16 protein-coding genes are annotated in these 14,347 nt (G+C 53.4%); 10 read left to right on the forward strand and 6 right to left on the reverse strand.

Going from position 1 to position 14,347, the window contains the following annotated elements:
• The first annotated feature begins 107 nt into the window (after nucleotides 1-107).
• From PUV47_RS09210 to PUV47_RS09250, 9 genes are all read left to right on the forward strand, one after another.
• Nucleotides 108-1,493: a leucyl aminopeptidase family protein gene (locus PUV47_RS09210; protein WP_274218234.1), complete on the forward strand. Its 1,386-nt coding sequence runs from the start codon at nucleotides 108-110 to the stop codon at nucleotides 1,491-1,493.
• 112 nt (nucleotides 1,494-1,605) lie between these two features.
• Complete coding sequence (locus PUV47_RS09215; protein ID WP_274218235.1) at nucleotides 1,606-1,956, forward strand: MarR family transcriptional regulator; 351 nt, start codon at nucleotides 1,606-1,608, stop codon at nucleotides 1,954-1,956.
• Between the two features lie 24 nt (nucleotides 1,957-1,980).
• Nucleotides 1,981-2,856 (forward strand): NlpC/P60 family protein, encoded by an 876-nt coding sequence (locus tag PUV47_RS09220; RefSeq protein WP_274218236.1) that lies wholly within the window; start codon nucleotides 1,981-1,983, stop codon nucleotides 2,854-2,856.
• 81 nt (nucleotides 2,857-2,937) lie between these two features.
• Nucleotides 2,938-3,438 carry a pilus assembly protein N-terminal domain-containing protein gene (locus PUV47_RS09225; RefSeq protein ID WP_274218237.1) on the forward strand — a complete coding sequence of 167 codons (501 nt, stop codon included), beginning with the start codon at nucleotides 2,938-2,940 and terminating at the stop codon, nucleotides 3,436-3,438.
• A gap of 29 nt (nucleotides 3,439-3,467) precedes the next feature.
• A complete protein-coding gene (locus PUV47_RS09230; protein ID WP_274218238.1) occupies nucleotides 3,468-4,016 on the forward strand; it encodes a TadE/TadG family type IV pilus assembly protein in 549 nt (182 codons plus the stop codon).
• 23 nt (nucleotides 4,017-4,039) lie between these two features.
• Nucleotides 4,040-4,657: a TadE/TadG family type IV pilus assembly protein gene (locus tag PUV47_RS09235; RefSeq protein ID WP_274218239.1), complete on the forward strand. Its 618-nt coding sequence runs from the start codon at nucleotides 4,040-4,042 to the stop codon at nucleotides 4,655-4,657.
• 257 nt (nucleotides 4,658-4,914) lie between these two features.
• Nucleotides 4,915-6,333 (forward strand): bifunctional enoyl-CoA hydratase/phosphate acetyltransferase, encoded by a 1,419-nt coding sequence (locus PUV47_RS09240; RefSeq protein WP_274218240.1) that lies wholly within the window; start codon nucleotides 4,915-4,917, stop codon nucleotides 6,331-6,333.
• Nucleotides 6,333-7,517, forward strand: a complete 1,185-nt coding sequence (locus PUV47_RS09245) for an acetate/propionate family kinase (RefSeq protein WP_274218241.1) — start codon at nucleotides 6,333-6,335, stop codon at nucleotides 7,515-7,517. Before PUV47_RS09240 ends, PUV47_RS09245 begins: the two co-directional genes overlap by 1 nt.
• Nucleotides 7,518-7,756: 239 nt before the next feature.
• Nucleotides 7,757-8,374 (forward strand): HAD family hydrolase, encoded by a 618-nt coding sequence (locus PUV47_RS09250; protein WP_274218242.1) that lies wholly within the window; start codon nucleotides 7,757-7,759, stop codon nucleotides 8,372-8,374.
• Nucleotides 8,375-8,386: 12 nt separating this feature from the next.
• Here the strand turns inward: PUV47_RS09250 and PUV47_RS09255 are convergent, their stop codons facing one another.
• Nucleotides 8,387-8,857 (reverse strand): DUF4265 domain-containing protein, encoded by a 471-nt coding sequence (locus PUV47_RS09255; protein ID WP_274218243.1) that lies wholly within the window; start codon nucleotides 8,855-8,857, stop codon nucleotides 8,387-8,389.
• 209 nt (nucleotides 8,858-9,066) lie between these two features.
• Here PUV47_RS09255 and PUV47_RS09260 point away from each other — a divergent pair, with 209 nt between their 5' ends.
• Nucleotides 9,067-9,363: a hypothetical protein gene (locus tag PUV47_RS09260; protein WP_274218244.1), complete on the forward strand. Its 297-nt coding sequence runs from the start codon at nucleotides 9,067-9,069 to the stop codon at nucleotides 9,361-9,363.
• Nucleotides 9,364-9,411: 48 nt separating this feature from the next.
• Here the strand turns inward: PUV47_RS09260 and dapD are convergent, their stop codons facing one another.
• The 5 genes from dapD to PUV47_RS09285 form a co-directional block, all read right to left on the reverse strand.
• Entirely contained in the window at nucleotides 9,412-10,263 is an 852-nt protein-coding gene (dapD, locus tag PUV47_RS09265) for a 2,3,4,5-tetrahydropyridine-2,6-dicarboxylate N-succinyltransferase (RefSeq protein WP_274218245.1), read from the reverse strand.
• Between the two features lie 114 nt (nucleotides 10,264-10,377).
• The gene (locus PUV47_RS09270; protein ID WP_274218246.1) at nucleotides 10,378-11,271 is read right to left on the reverse strand and encodes a LysR substrate-binding domain-containing protein; all 894 of its coding nucleotides are present in this window, start codon (nucleotides 11,269-11,271) and stop codon (nucleotides 10,378-10,380) included.
• A gap of 172 nt (nucleotides 11,272-11,443) precedes the next feature.
• Nucleotides 11,444-12,169 (reverse strand): pyrimidine 5'-nucleotidase, encoded by a 726-nt coding sequence (locus PUV47_RS09275; RefSeq protein ID WP_274218247.1) that lies wholly within the window; start codon nucleotides 12,167-12,169, stop codon nucleotides 11,444-11,446.
• Between the two features lie 92 nt (nucleotides 12,170-12,261).
• On the reverse strand, nucleotides 12,262-13,092 hold the full coding sequence (argB, locus tag PUV47_RS09280) for an acetylglutamate kinase (RefSeq protein WP_413697775.1): 831 nt from the start codon (nucleotides 13,090-13,092) through the stop codon (nucleotides 12,262-12,264).
• A 197-nt stretch (nucleotides 13,093-13,289) separates the two neighbouring features.
• Nucleotides 13,290-14,171, reverse strand: a complete 882-nt coding sequence (locus PUV47_RS09285) for an EAL domain-containing protein (protein WP_274218249.1) — start codon at nucleotides 14,169-14,171, stop codon at nucleotides 13,290-13,292.
• Between the last annotated feature and the right edge of the window lie 176 nt (nucleotides 14,172-14,347).

Here is a 14,347-nt window from a genome sequence, read left to right on the forward strand (position 1 = left end):
TGCCTTGCTTCGATCTTGCTACGGTCGGCGCAGAGCGATAGGTTCTGGCAAACCCTCCATTCCATGGCCCGTTATGCGGTCAAATCCTTCAATTCAGGAGTAAGAAAGTGCAGAACGCCATATTGCCTCCCAGTGCAAATGACGACACCGTTGCAGTCGTTGCCGTTTCAACGGTCCAGCTTGCAGACCGGGTAAAGCAGCTAGGTGATGGTGCCGAAGATTGGGTTGCTCTAAACGGCTTCAACGCAGCAGAGGGGATGTTGTGTTTGGTTCCCAGCACGCAGGGCAGAAAAGCCGTCCTGTTACTGGGCTTGGGTGACACGGAACCGAATGCCATGCACCTTGGTGCCTCAGTGGCTCGGAATGCCCCGGTGGCAACATACGAGCTGGAGAGCGGGATTGAAGACGCGGTCAGCTTTGCTCTTGGCTTTGCTCTGGCGTCCTATCGCTTTTCCAGCTACCAGCAGAACAAGAAATCCGCATCACAGCTCAAGGTTTCAGAGGGTAGTGTTCAGGAGGCCCTTGCGCCGATTCTGAGCGGAGTGCAGATCGCCCGTGACCTGATCAACGCGCCCGCCAATGATATGGGTCCAGCGGAGCTTGCGGACGAAGCGAAGGTACTGTTCACCAACCACGGCGGCAGTATTGAAGTAACTGAGGGCAAGCAACTGGAAGAGGGCTTTCCGCTGATCCACGCCGTGGGCAAGGCGAGTGATCGGGCTCCCCGTCTCATAGACGCTCGATGGGGCGATGAGAGTCATCCAAAAGTTACGCTTGTTGGCAAGGGCGTCGTGTTTGATAGCGGAGGCCTGAACATCAAGCCAGCCAACGGCATGTTGCTCATGAAGAAAGACATGGGCGGAGCAGCCAACGTATTAGGGCTGGCGGCAATGATCATGGCGGCCAAACTGCCAATCAGGCTGAGGGTTCTTATCCCAGCTGTAGAGAACGCGATTTCGGGCAGTAGCTTCCGACCATCAGATGTGTTGCGCAGTCGCAAAGGACTCACGGTAGAGGTCGGCAACACGGATGCAGAAGGGCGCTTGGTTCTGGCCGATGCGTTGACTTATGCAGATGATGAAAAACCTGAACTCTTGATCGACATGGCCACATTGACCGGAGCTGCCCGTGTTGCGCTTGGGCCAGATCTGCCTCCGTATTATACGGATGATGAAGAACTGGCTGAGACGATTGCGGTTCATAGTGAAGCGGTTCAGGACCCTCTGTGGCGTATGCCGTTATGGAAGCCCTATCGCGAGTACATTGGGTCGAAGACGGCAGACATTTGCAACATGAACACCATTGGATCGGGGTTCGCGGGATCCATGACCGCAGCTCTGTTCCTTCAGGAGTTTGTCGAGAACAGCGAGTCCTGGGTACATTTCGATATCTATGGCTGGACGCCGATGGAGAAAGACATCAAGCCCCAAGGAGGAGAAGCTCAGGGCATTCGTGCGCTCTTTGACATGCTGCAGGCCCGTTTCAGCCAATAGAAACAACATTGTGGTGTGAAGCCGGTTGTTGAACCGGCTTCATTTTGCAATAACGGTTCCGAAACGAGTCAATCTTAAGGTTTCGCTTTGGAATCAAACAGGGATCGTTAGCATGCCAGTAGAGATGCGCCCTTCGCATGCGCTGAGATTGTGGCAAGACGTTACGCTTTCGCTGGTGCGCAACGAGGGCGAGGACTTGTCTGCGCGGCAAATGGCCGTGCTTTTGAGCGTGTACATGGAACCGCCGCCGCATACTGTTAGAGGTCTTGCGGACAAGCTCGGTGTGACCAAACCCGCAATCACCCGTGCACTGGATACTTTGGGGCAAAAGAAGTTACTGTCTCGGCGCCGCGATGAAGCAGATCGAAGAAACGTGATCATCACAAGGACCTTGGAAGGCGCGCTCTATCTTGAAAAGCTGGGTGATCTGGTTGTCGAGAAAGCCGCAGCCTTGCCGAGATGAAGAAACAATATTCGGATAGGTGCCATGACCCAATTTGATCGCCGTCTCCATCCCGTTCGTCCGGATCTCGCCGCTCGTGCATATGAGGGGAAATGCAGTGCAGACCGGTTTGTAGATGGTCGCCGTATGGCGATTGCAGCCGACATTGTTCCTCTTCGCGGCGAGCCTTCAGAGTTTGCTGGCATCGATACAGAGCTCCTCTACGGCGAAACTTTCACCGTTTTTGATGAAAGGGACGGCTGGTCTTGGGGGCAGAACGACACCGATGGATATGTTGGTTGGCTTCCGACGGAGACCTTGGGTGCCCACTTCACGCCGACACATCGCGTGAAAGTGCTTCGGACCTATCGGTATCCTGAGGCAGAGCTAAAGCGCCCTCCAAAGGGCCTGATTTCTCTGGGGGCAATGGTTCACGTAGTGTGCCATGCGGAGACCAGAGGTCTGACCTATGCCGAGTTGGCGGATGGCAGCTTTGTTGTTGCCGAGCATCTTGCACCCTTGGAACATCGTGTTGAGGATTGGGTAACAACGGCAGAGGCCATGCTGGGAACGCCCTACTTGTGGGGTGGCCGCTCAACCATGGGCACCGATTGCTCCGGACTTGTTCAGCTTAGCACGCAGTCCGGTGGCTATCAGTTGCGTCGCGATGCCGATATGCAAGAGGCGACAGCGGGAGAAGCCTTGTCATTGGAAGATGGCCTGCCCGCGTTGCAGCGAGGCGACTTGCTGTTTTGGAAGGGCCATGTTGGACTTATGTCTGACCCGGAAACTCTCTTGCATGCCAATGGTTACACGATGACAGTTGCCTATGAGCCGCTCAACGTTGCGTTGGAACGGATCGCAAAGAATGAGTTTGGCGCGCTGACTGCTGTTAGGCGCTTGCAAGCCCCCGCTACCTAGAAGGCGGCGTCGCCTGACGTTAGCGGTTCCTTCACTAAATACCTAATAGAATACACGGGATTTTAGGTTCGTGAGGGATCCATGCATCTCGAAGAGTTTGTAAAGCGTCTGTTTTCTGCGCTCGTGATTCCTGCCGCGCTAGCGGTGGGAAGTCTTTCCGTTTCCTCTGCTGTCTATGCAAAAGAGGTCTCCGTCTATCTTGATCAGGCGAAGGTTTTTCGGATTGACGAACCTGCCTCCACGATAATCCTCGGGAACCCCGCCATCGCGGACGTCACTCTCCATGACCGCATGACGATTGTTGTCACAGGCAAGTCCAGTGGGGTCACAAATATCATCGTGCTCAACGAAGACTCCGAGCCGATCGTGGATGACCAGATTGTTGTTCGGGCCGCAGTTGAAGAGGTTGTTTCCGTTCAAAGAAACGCCATTCGCTCAAGCTACTCGTGCAAACCGGACTGTGATCCCGTTGTCAGACTTGGCGATGGCACAGACCATTTCGATGAGTACACCAAGCAGATTGAAGCAAGAAATACACTTGGTAAAGGTGGCTCGCTTCCACAGGATGCTCCTCAGGAGTAAAAGTGAACGGTACCTGAGAGGGGCATCTTATGGTAACGCGGGCATTGGTTGGGTTTCTGTATCAGGTCGTGCGGTTCAAGCGTGCGAAAGATGGCGTGACAGCAGTTGAGTTCGCGTTGATTGCGGTGCCGCTGTTCATGATAATTTTCGCAATTGTCGAGCTGGGCTTGTTGTTCTTTGCAGAACAGGCGTTAAACAACGCCACGATGAATGCAGCCCGCATGATCCGAACCGGCCAAGCCCAAACAATGAATATAGGGGCGGATGACTTCAGGAACATGATCTGTGATGGAACTGCTGGGCTGTTGTGTAGCAAGCCGGAGCAGCTTCACATTGATGTTCGGACCTACGACTCATTCGCAAAGATCTCGGAAACGCCTCCTCTTATTGATCCAGATGACAAGACGTTTACGCCGCCGAGCAACTTCCAGATGGGGTCAAGTTCATCGGTGGTTATGGTACGCGTCATCTATGAATGGCCGATGCTGACAAACTGGATGAAGGATGCTTTTCAGGACACCGCTGATGGTGATCGCCTGTTGGTCTCTACGGTGATTTTCAAGAATGAGCCGTTTTAAAGCAATTCCTCGGGAGCCTTTCGATGTTTAAGAGCCTCACGCATCTCCCAGCCATGTTCGCAAGGTTCCTTCGCGATCGTTCAGCAGTTGCGGCACTGGAATTTGCGATCGTGTTTCCATTCTTGCTGTTTCTATTCGTCGCTATGACGGAAATGACCACATCGCTGAACTACGATCGAAAGGTGGACCAGGTGTCCATCACTCTGGCTGACCTTATTGCCCGTGAGAGCACCCTTACAGCAAAGCAGCTTGAGGACTTGTTCTCAGCAGCAGAACAGCTGATGAAACCGTTCGATGGGAACGGTATGAGAATTGAAGTCGGTGTCGTTAAGTTCGTGGGCACGAACCTCGATCCGGCAGTGGTCTGGAGTGTCGGTAAAACACTTGGCGAAGACACCAATCTTGATCAACAGCCGTGGCCGGTTGGGCAGGCGCCATCGGGTATAGATATTCCCGACGAGCTCGCCAGTTCTTCCAGCAACCTGATTGTGACGAAAACCAAGTTTGACTATCGCTTTTTGACTGGAACCTTGCTGCATCGGCTCAGCTCAGGCGACTCGTTCAGCGCCGGTAAAATGGAGTTGGGCGGTCTGTATTTCACCCGATCAAGGCAGTCAAATACAGTCGATTTTGAGCGCTGAGATACGTAACATTCCGGTAGGGCAGATTGGTCGAGTGTGGCATAATCCCGCAGAGCGGGAATTAAAAGCAAAAATCAGTTTGTAAATGACAAGGATCAATGGCAGGGCTACCCAAAAAGTAGAATAAGACTTCCAAGCCCGGCGATATGTATACACTCGAGTGCCGAATTCTAGAGATGAAAACGTGACGTCAATTCCTCCCCTGACGGAGCGTTGAGACTCTTCAGAATGAAGCACCTCACAACCAAGAGGCCCCAATGGCAACTAACCGGACATACGACCAAATTCAGGTTGGCGATACTGCAACCCGTTCTCGTATTTGTACAGCAAATGACCTTTTCGTCTTTGCTCATGCTTCCGGCAATATCAACCCTCTGCACCTGCCAAACGCTGAGTGGGAAGGTGAGAAGACCGGTGAAGGTCCATCCGCTCCATTCATGTGGGGTGGCACGCTGATTTCTGCAGTAATTGGCAACGTACTTCCTGGCCCAGGTACCGTTTACCGCGACCAGACGCTGAAGTTCCACAGCAAGGTCAAGGTTGATCAGGTTCTGGATGTTACAGTGACTGTTCTGGAAAAGATGCCAGAGCGCCACGTGCGTCTGTCCACTGTTGTAAAGCTTGACGATGGTACACTCGTTGCTGAAGGTGAGGCTGTCGTTATCGCGCCTGACAACACCATCAGCTACGATCCTGAAAAGCTGCCAAGCCTTCTGATGAAGCGCCATCAGCACTTTGACCGTCTGGTTGCCCTTGCAAAGCAGCTGCCAGCAATTCCAACCTCTGTTGTTTGCCCTGACGATGCAAACTCTTTGGGTGGTACTGTCCTCGCAGCTGAAGCTGGTCTTATCGTGCCGATCCTGTGCGGTCCCGCTGCACGTATTCAGGCTGCTGCTGAGAAGATCGGCGTTGATATCTCCAGCTACGAACTCATCGACTGTGAAGATGAAAACGCTTCTGCTTCACGCGCTGTTGCGCTGGTTCACGAAGGCCGCGTTCGCTCTGTAATGAAGGGCCACCTTCACACGGACGACTTGCTTCGCCATGTGGTGAAGCGCGAAGGTGGTCTGCGCACCAAGCGCCGCATCTCTCACGCTTTCGTAATGGATGTTCCAGGCCGCTCCACACCAGTTATCATTTCCGATGCTGCAATCAACATTGCACCGGATCTGCCAACCAAGGTGGACATCACGCAAAACGCCATCAACGTTGCGCGTTCCATCGGTATCGAACCTCCAAAGGTTGGTATTCTCTCCGCGCTGGAAACCGTAAACCCAGCAATCCCATCCACCATCGACGCAGCTGTGCTGTCCAAGATGGCTGACCGCGGTCAGATCAAGGGTGGTATCGTTGACGGTCCTTTGGCGATGGATAACGCTATCGATCTCGAAGCTGCACGCACCAAGGGCATCGATTCTCTCGTTGCTGGTCGCGCAGAAGTTCTCATCGTGCCGAACCTGGAAGCAGGTAACATGATCGCGAAAGAACTGACCTTCGTTGCTCATGCAGAAACAGCCGGCCTCGTCGTGGGTGCGCGCGTACCAGTGATCCTGACCAGCCGTGCCGACAACGATCGTGCACGTCTCGTTTCCTGTGCTCTGGCAAGCATGTACGACTACTACAACCTGAACAAGGTTGCATTTACCGGCGAAAAATCTGCTGAGGCTGCTGAATAATGACAATTGAAACAATTCTCGTACTGAATGCTGGTTCTTCCTCCATCAAGTTCCAGCTGTTCCAGGGGGACGAGTCTGTCCTGTCTGGTCAGATCGACGGTTTGGGTGCCTCCGCATGGGTTAAAGGCAAGACCGCTGAGGGCAAGGTTCTGATGGACCGCGCTCTGTCTGAAGAAGAAGCCAAGAACCACAACACTGCACTGCAGGTGATTCTGGCACTTCTGAAAGAGTTTGACGCAAACCTGGAAGTGGATGCCATTGGCCACCGCGTGGTTCATGGTTCTGCAAAGTACTCTGCGCCTGTGCTGGTTACCGACGAAGTTGGGAAGGAAATGGAAACCTTCAGCAACCTCGCTCCACTGCATAACCCGCACAACCTTGCAGGTATCGACGGCGCAAAGGCAGCCTTCCCAGGCAAGCCAAACGTCGCGTGCTTTGACACAGCATTCCACCGTACGCAGGAATTCAAGAACGAAGCATACGCCATTCCTCTCAAATACTATGAGGAAGGCATCCGTCGCTACGGCATGCATGGCCAGTCTTTCCATTACATTTCTGAGGAGCTTCACAACGTTGCCCCAGAAGTTGCTAACGGCAAGATTGTTGTTGCCCATCTGGGCAATGGTGCCTCCATGTGCGCCATCGAAAATGGCAAGTGCGTGACCACCACCATGGGCTTTACCCCTCTGGATGGTCTTGCGATGGGTACCCGTAGTGGTCTGATTGATCCGGGCGTCATCTTCTATCTGGTTGAACAGAAGGGAATGACGGTTCAGGAAGTTGCCCACATGCTGAACAAAGAGTCCGGCATGAAGGGTCTTTCCGGGATCTCTCAGGATATGCGTGACCTTGAGCAGTCTGACAGCCCAGACGCACAGCGCGCCCTCGAGTACTACGACAACCGCGTAAAGCGTGAACTTGGCGCTCTGGTTGCTGTAATGGGTGGCCTTGATGCGATCGTCTTCACCGGCGGCATCGGCGAGAACTCCAGCAAGACACGTTCCGGCGTGTGTAAGGGTCTGGAATTCCTTGGCGTTGAACTGGACGAAGAAGCGAACAAGGCACGTGCGAAGGAAGCAATCACCATCTCCAAGCCGGGTTCCCGCGTGAAGGTCATGGCAATTCCGACGAACGAAGAAGCCATGATTGCGCGTCAGACACGCGACATCTGCGAAGCTCTCTAAGCCGCAGTTGAATGCACTTTAGGAAAAGCCGCTCTCAGATGAGGGCGGCTTTTTTGTTTTGCGCTAAAAAATTGGCTGGTAGTTGGTCTTTGACATGCTATCGCCATTGAGGCGGTGTAGCCTGTGTAAATGCAGCCTCAGCGCGAACAAAGATGAGCCTAAAAACGGCTGCATAGTACCATGGCGGAACCGATCTGGTTCCGATTGTTCTTTAATCAGCTATTCCTGTAGGCGTGTTCATGGTTTCACAGATCAATGCTGTTGTTTTTGATATTGGCAATGTGCTCATTCGCTGGGATCCAAACAATCTGTATCGCAAGTTGATACCTGAGGATGCCGAACGGGAACACTTCCTTTCAACCGTTTGCACGATGGATTGGAACATCGAGCAAGACCGGGGTCGATCGTGGTCGGATGCGTTGGACGAGCGTATTGCCGCCTTTCCGCACCATGAAGAGCATATTCGTGCCTACTATGAACGATGGGAAGAGATGTTGGACGGTCAAATTGACGGGACAGTTCAGCTTCTTGAAGAGCTTAAAGCTAGCGGCGCGCCTCTTTACGCAATAACAAACTTCTCTTCCGAGAAGTTTGAAGTTGCAAAGCAGCTGTTTCCGTTTCTGGCTACATCCTTTCTGGACACCGTTGTCTCTGCAGATGAAGGGCTGATCAAGCCTGATCGGCAGATCTATCAGACCCTGATACAGCGGAACGGGCTACAGCCAGAAAGCCTCGTCTTTATAGACGATAGCTACAAAAATGTTTTGGGGGCGCAAGCCGTTGGCATGCAAGCCCTCCACTTTGAAGGTGCAGAGAAGCTGCGCTCTGACCTGAAGATGCTTGGGCTGAGGTGGTAAGGCCGAGTTCCGTTACTTCGCGGCTGACTGTGGGTGGCCAATGTGGCCTTCCTCATAGGTCCAGATGCCGCGTTCATGGCCTTCATCCAGAATGGAAAGAACTTTTTCCAGCATGACGCTCGGCGGCACATCCACGCTGAACAGTGGAATGTCGCCCTCTACGTCCTCACAGGTGCAACCAAGACGCTCAAGTTTGAGCCACTGTTGCTGGAACTCAGTTGGCGTCACGCTCTCCTCCACCAAAATGCGGAAGGTCGAGTGTCCGGAATGCTTTAGCACCTTTGAAAAAACGAGGCCACGTTTGCTGTGAACTGCGGCAACCTCGTCCCCGTTGCTGACGCCCTTGGCCAGAAATGGTGTGTTTTCAAGCCGATATCTGTTGCTGCCCAGTTCAGTGACGAACAATGTCTCTCGTACCAACCCATGCCAGTCATCTGGGTTGAGCTTGATTTCCATTTTTGTAATGGGATGATTGTTCTTCATGGGTAAGCGAGATCCGGCGCAAAGTGTTTTAGTGTGGCGGCACTATAACTGTGAGAAACAGCAGTGCAATACGCAGCATGAAATTCTGAAGAATTTCAGGTTCAAAGTAACAGCTTGTTTGCCCCTTGGAAGCAAACACTTTCACCCTCCAAGTCGTCAAGCGTCCTTATGATACCGCGCAAAAGCGATGGGTATTGAGAGGAGGTCGCATGGCCAATTTGAGTTGCACCATCAACGGACAGCAGGCTGACGCCATTGAAGAGGTGTGGCTGACCCCGCAAGAAGGTCATTCAATCATCTGGACAAGGTTTGGCATCACAAGCTTCGGATCGACAGCAAACATTGCTGCAGGCAGCTACGATGTTTTCGTAAGGCTTCGGGATCGCGAGCCGCAAAACGTCACCAGCATCACCATTCCCATTGGTGAGCAGGAAAGCGCGCAGGCAGACAATATTGGTGCGTACTTCGAGCCGGGTTCTTTTAGCATTACCTATCCGGCAAACTAGAAAGCCGGAGCGTTGAAGCCCCGGCTTTTCATTGTAAGATCTGATCGATCAATCGCGCAGAAGATCGTTTACAGAGGTCTTTTCTCGGGTCTGGGCGTCCACGCGTTTTACGATAACGGCACAGGCTAGGTTTGGACCCGGTGTGCCATCTGGTAGAGGCTTGCCTGGCAGAGTTCCTGGAACAACCACGGAGTATGCTGGCACTTCGCCGACGAAAACTTCGCCAGTTGTTCGGTCAACGATCTTCGTGGTTGCTGAGATGAACACGCCCATTGCAAGCACGGCGCCTTCGCGGACCACAACGCCCTCAACAACTTCAGAACGTGCACCAATGAAGCAGTTGTCTTCAATGATAACCGGGCCAGCCTGAAGTGGCTCCAGAACACCGCCAATGCCGACGCCGCCTGAAAGGTGAACGTTCTTGCCAATCTGCGCGCAGGAGCCAACGGTCACCCAAGTGTCGACCATGGTTCCTTCATCAACATATGCGCCAAGGTTGACAAAGGATGGCATCAGAACTGCGGATTTGCCAATGAAAGCTGAGCGACGAACAATGCTGCCGGGAACGGCGCGGAAGCCTGCTTCCGTGAACTGTTCTGGTCCCCAGCCAAGGAACTTGGAGGGAACCTTGTCCCACCATGTCGCGCCGTCAGGGCCACCCTTGATGATTTCCATCGGGTTCAAGCGGAATGACAGAAGAACGGCCTTCTTCGCCCACTGATTGACGACCCAGTCACCGGATGATTTTTCAGCAACACGCAAAACACCTTTGTCTAGCAGATCGAGTGTTTTCTCTACTGCTTCACGAATATCGCCAGTGGTTTCGGTGTTGATCGCATCGCGGTCGTCGAAGGCCGCGTTGATGGTTGCTTCAAGAGCGGAAAGTTCTGGTTGGCTCATGCCGGGAGGGTCCTCTCGTCGAATGAATAGCGAGTTATAACGCTCGCTAGAGGAGGTACCCAGAAGGGCAGGGCAAGTCAATACAAACCAACCCCGCGCTTTAGCTCTGCTAATTTATTCGGCAGCTTCCGATTTGAGTGTTTCACTGGACTGTTCGAGCAGCCAGTCACGGAACGCAGCTACCGGACGGGTCAGAGGGCGGTTTGCATTGCGGACGAACCAGTACCCGGTCTCAAGAGAAGTTGTTGGCCAGTCGGGAACCATAAGATGGCCAGCTTGCACTTCCTGATCCACAAAGTGGGTGTCGATGGCAATGGCGCCCATACCCGCAACCGCACCCTGAATTGCCATGTTACGGCTTTCAAACATCGCGCCTGCAGAAGGGTCAAGGTGGTCGATGCCCGCAGCCTTCAGCCAGAGCGGCCAGTCATCGCGGCGGGAGGAGGTGTGAAGCATCTTGAGCTCGTCGAGGAGGCTAATGTCCGGATTGGGATTTCCCGGGCTCAGCTGTGGGGCAAAAGCGACCACAAGGTCTTCCTGCCATAGCTTTTGGTGCTCTACCTGCGGCCAGCCGCCTTTTCCAAGGCGAATGGCGCAGTCGTAAGCCTCCCGGTCAAGGTCCACAACCCGCATGCTCGTGGATATGAGCAGTTCGATATCTGGGTGCTTTTGCTGAAAGTCGGGCAGCCGTGGAATGAGCCAGCGAGTTGCTACAGTCGATAGCGTTGAGATGCGCAGCTCGGTCCGGCTTCGCCGCCTGAACGCCTCCACGGCGTGTTCAATCTGGTCAAAAGAGTTGCCAAGGTTCGACGAAAGGCGCTGGCCTTCTTCGGTCAATACCAGTCCACGCCCGTCCCGAATGACAAGCGCAGCGCCAAGTTCGCTTTCGAGAGAACGAAGGAGGTGCGTTAGCGCTGACGGCGTAACGCCCAGATCTTCAGCCGCGCGGGCAGCCCGGCCATGTTTCGCCAAAAGGGAGAAGGCATGCAACGCCCGCAAGGAAACCATTAGTTATCACCCAGACAAGTTTTCGTTAGCTATTGAACTCACCTCAATAAACTATTGTTTTTTTCTCGTCTACTACATCGATCAAAACCCAGCCAAGTTTGCTTTGTTCTCATGCATATCTGGCCTGATTCTGGAAATGTCCGGTGGAAATTAATAATTTCCGCAGAGGCACTTAGCCTCCGCTGCTTTTCAATGAAAGTATGTGAGCGAGGAACTCGCCAAGGTTGTCGGTGACAAATTCCACATGAGGATCAGCGGCACCCTCCAGCTCCCAGTCCTCGCGGAAAACTTCACGTGTCCCTTCTGGAACGACCAACACGGTTCGCATGCCGAGGAGATGCGGTACTTCCAGATTTCTCGCGAGGTCCTCAAACATCACTGCAGAGGCAGGATCGATCCTATTTTGCGTGATGAACTTGTTGTAGGTTTCATGAGCTGGTTTTGGAACCAGATCCGCTTCCACAATCCCGAAGATATCTTCAAAATGATGGGTGATGCCGAGCTTGCTTGCCACGGCTTCAGCATGCTTCTTGGTCCCATTAGTCAGAATGAACCGCCGACCCGGAAGGCTCTGTATGGCCTGTCCAAGACGCTCATCTGGCTCAAGGCAGGAATGATCGATGTCGTGCACATACTCCAAAAACTCATCGGGAGAAATGTCATGCTCGGTCATCAACCCGCGCAAGGTTGTTCCGTATGTCTTGTAGTACTCGCGCTGCAGCTCGTGCGCCTCTTCGCTTGGCTTGCCGGTCAGCCGCTGAACATAGGTGTTGATCTTCTGGATAATCTGCGGGAACAGATCCGAATGAGCTGGATACAGCGTGTTGTCGAGATCGAAAATCCATGCATCGACCTCGTCAAACGAAGAAAAGTCTAATCGACCGTTTTGCTTAATCATGATTGGAAAGATAGGAGAGTGGGATGACAGTTTGAAGCAGTGGCAAAAGAAAAAGGCCCTAAACAGGACCTTGTTCTTGGGGCTGTGAAGAATTATGGCACGATCAATGTGCCTGCCCCGTGGTCTGTGAAGAGCTCCAGAAGCACTGCGTGAGGCACCTTCCCATCAACAATCACAACGCCCTCCACGCCGCGCTCCAGCGCTTCCATGCAGGTTTCCACCTTCGGGATCATGCCGCCCGAAATTGTGCCATCTGCAATCAAGGCGCGGGCGCCCGCTGCAGTAAGCTGCTTGATGAGCTTGCCGTCCTTGTCCAGAACACCAGGAACATCGGTCAGGAAAAGCAGACGTTTTGCCTGCAGTGAGCCTGCTACGGCCCCCGCGAAGGTGTCGGCGTTGATGTTATATGTCTCACCGTCGCGGCCAGGTGCTACAGGCGCCACCACGGGGATGAGGTCCTTTTCAAGGATCAGTTCCAAAACCTTCGGCTTGACGACATCCGGCTCGCCAACGAAGCCTAGATCGAGAATTTCCTCAATCTTGGAGTCAGGATCGCGGTGTCTGCGGTGTAGCTTCCGCGCCAACACCATATCGCCATCCTTGCCGCTCAGCCCGATAGCGCGGCCTCCCTCGGCATTGATGTTCTGAACGATGCTCTTGTTGATTGAGCCGCAAAGAACCATCTCGACGATTTCAACAGTGGCGCGGTCTGTCACGCGCAAGCCGCCCTTGAACTCGCTTTCGATGTTAAGTCGCTTCAGCATGCCGCCAATCTGCGGGCCACCACCATGCACGACAACCGGATGCACGCCTGATTGTCGCAGGAGTGTGATGTCTCTGGCAAAGGCATGGGATAGTTCGTCATCTCCCATGGCATTGCCGCCGTACTTAACAACGACGCGGGTGTTGTCGTAGCGTTGCATGTAGGGAAGGGCTTGGGCAATAACCCGTGCGCGGGTCGCAGACTCAACAGAATTCATCGCAAACATCACCTTGTTGAGATGAGCATCACTCATCATCACATGCAGTGTCGCAAATCACGGGCGCACTGCTGAGCTTGCGCTTATAGCGTGTTTCTTGAGGCACCTCAAACAGTTCAGCACACCACTTTGGGCGAGCATCATGCCGGTATCACGTTGAAACCATGCTGCAACAGGCGCTCAAACTCGGTGCGCGTAACTGGTTTGGAGAACAAAAAACCCTGAGCTTCACTGCATCCCAGTTCTTTCAGTACCTTCAGCTGCCCCTCTGTTTCCACTCCCTCAACGGTCACTTTCAAACCAAGTTTGATAGCCATCTCAACAATTGAGGTACATGTTCTCATGTGATGACTGGGCTTGTCCAAGCAGCTTACGAACGCGCGGTCGATCTTGATGCGTGAGATCGGGTAGTTCAGCAGGTGCTTGAGGGAAGCAAATCCCGTTCCAAAATCGTCAACGGCGACGGAAATCGCGGCAGCCTTGAGATTCTCGAGAGTGGACTTGAGGTAGGGGATGCGGTCCAGCTCCACATCCTCGGTAATTTCCAGCTCAAGTGCGGAGGCCGGCAGTGCATGACGTTCCAGTATGGCGGAAACAAACTGTGGCATTTCCGATTCCGCGAGCTGGGGCGCACAAGTGTTCACGGCAATTTTGAAATCTTTCTCAAAGCCGCGCCGCCAACGCGCAGCCGCCTCGCAGGCGCGATCAAGGCACCAGTAGCTCACAGCTCGGCCAAGTGAGCTTCGATAGAGGATGTTGGCGAAACCGGCGGGTGGTATCAAGCCCCGTGTTGGATGGTTCCAGCGCGTAAGAGCTTCTGCGCCAATGATCCGGTTGTCCGCTAGCCGCACGATGGGCTGATAGTAGACCTCAAACTGCTCGTGTTGGAAAGCTTCCTGAAGTTCTTCATGAGCCGGCGATACGTTTTCAATCGAGGCATAAGGCACACCGTTATGGCAGGTGCTGCGAATGAATTGAAAAAGCCTGAGGAGACCACGCGGTTTCGCTCTCTTCGCGGTCACATGGTTTCTCATGAAAGGTGGTGTATCAGTTTTCCGACGCAAATCATACGGATGCATCCCCCATGCCTTCCAGAAAGTAACGGTTTGAAAAAATCACCGATGCCACACCGGTGATGGAATATCATCAATAACGTTAGGATAAGGGCACGCCTAGTCTCTCGCCGTCAAGGAGTAAC

The organism is Pseudovibrio exalbescens, from assembly GCF_028737195.1.
Lineage (GTDB): Bacteria > Pseudomonadota > Alphaproteobacteria > Rhizobiales > Stappiaceae > Pseudovibrio > Pseudovibrio zosterae.

Bases quoted from the DNA above. Each gene is read 5' to 3' on its own strand.
- PUV47_RS09215 (WP_274218235.1), top strand. From the start codon at position 1,606: ATGCCAGTAGAGATGCGCCCTTCGCATGCGCTGAGATTGTGGCAAGAC.
- PUV47_RS09220 (WP_274218236.1), top strand. From the start codon at position 1,981: ATGACCCAATTTGATCGCCGTCTCCATCCCGTTCGTCCGGATCTCGCC.
- PUV47_RS09225 (WP_274218237.1), top strand. From the start codon at position 2,938: ATGCATCTCGAAGAGTTTGTAAAGCGTCTGTTTTCTGCGCTCGTGATT.
- PUV47_RS09230 (WP_274218238.1), top strand. From the start codon at position 3,468: ATGGTAACGCGGGCATTGGTTGGGTTTCTGTATCAGGTCGTGCGGTTC.
- PUV47_RS09235 (WP_274218239.1), top strand. From the start codon at position 4,040: ATGTTTAAGAGCCTCACGCATCTCCCAGCCATGTTCGCAAGGTTCCTT.
- PUV47_RS09240 (WP_274218240.1), top strand. From the start codon at position 4,915: ATGGCAACTAACCGGACATACGACCAAATTCAGGTTGGCGATACTGCA.
- PUV47_RS09245 (WP_274218241.1), top strand. From the start codon at position 6,333: ATGACAATTGAAACAATTCTCGTACTGAATGCTGGTTCTTCCTCCATC.
- PUV47_RS09250 (WP_274218242.1), top strand. From the start codon at position 7,757: ATGGTTTCACAGATCAATGCTGTTGTTTTTGATATTGGCAATGTGCTC.
- PUV47_RS09255 (WP_274218243.1), bottom strand. From the start codon at position 8,857: ATGAAGAACAATCATCCCATTACAAAAATGGAAATCAAGCTCAACCCA.
- PUV47_RS09260 (WP_274218244.1), top strand. From the start codon at position 9,067: ATGGCCAATTTGAGTTGCACCATCAACGGACAGCAGGCTGACGCCATT.
- dapD (WP_274218245.1), bottom strand. From the start codon at position 10,263: ATGAGCCAACCAGAACTTTCCGCTCTTGAAGCAACCATCAACGCGGCC.
- PUV47_RS09270 (WP_274218246.1), bottom strand. From the start codon at position 11,271: ATGGTTTCCTTGCGGGCGTTGCATGCCTTCTCCCTTTTGGCGAAACAT.
- PUV47_RS09275 (WP_274218247.1), bottom strand. From the start codon at position 12,169: ATGATTAAGCAAAACGGTCGATTAGACTTTTCTTCGTTTGACGAGGTC.
- argB (WP_413697775.1), bottom strand. From the start codon at position 13,092: ATGCAACGCTACGACAACACCCGCGTCGTTGTTAAGTACGGCGGCAAT.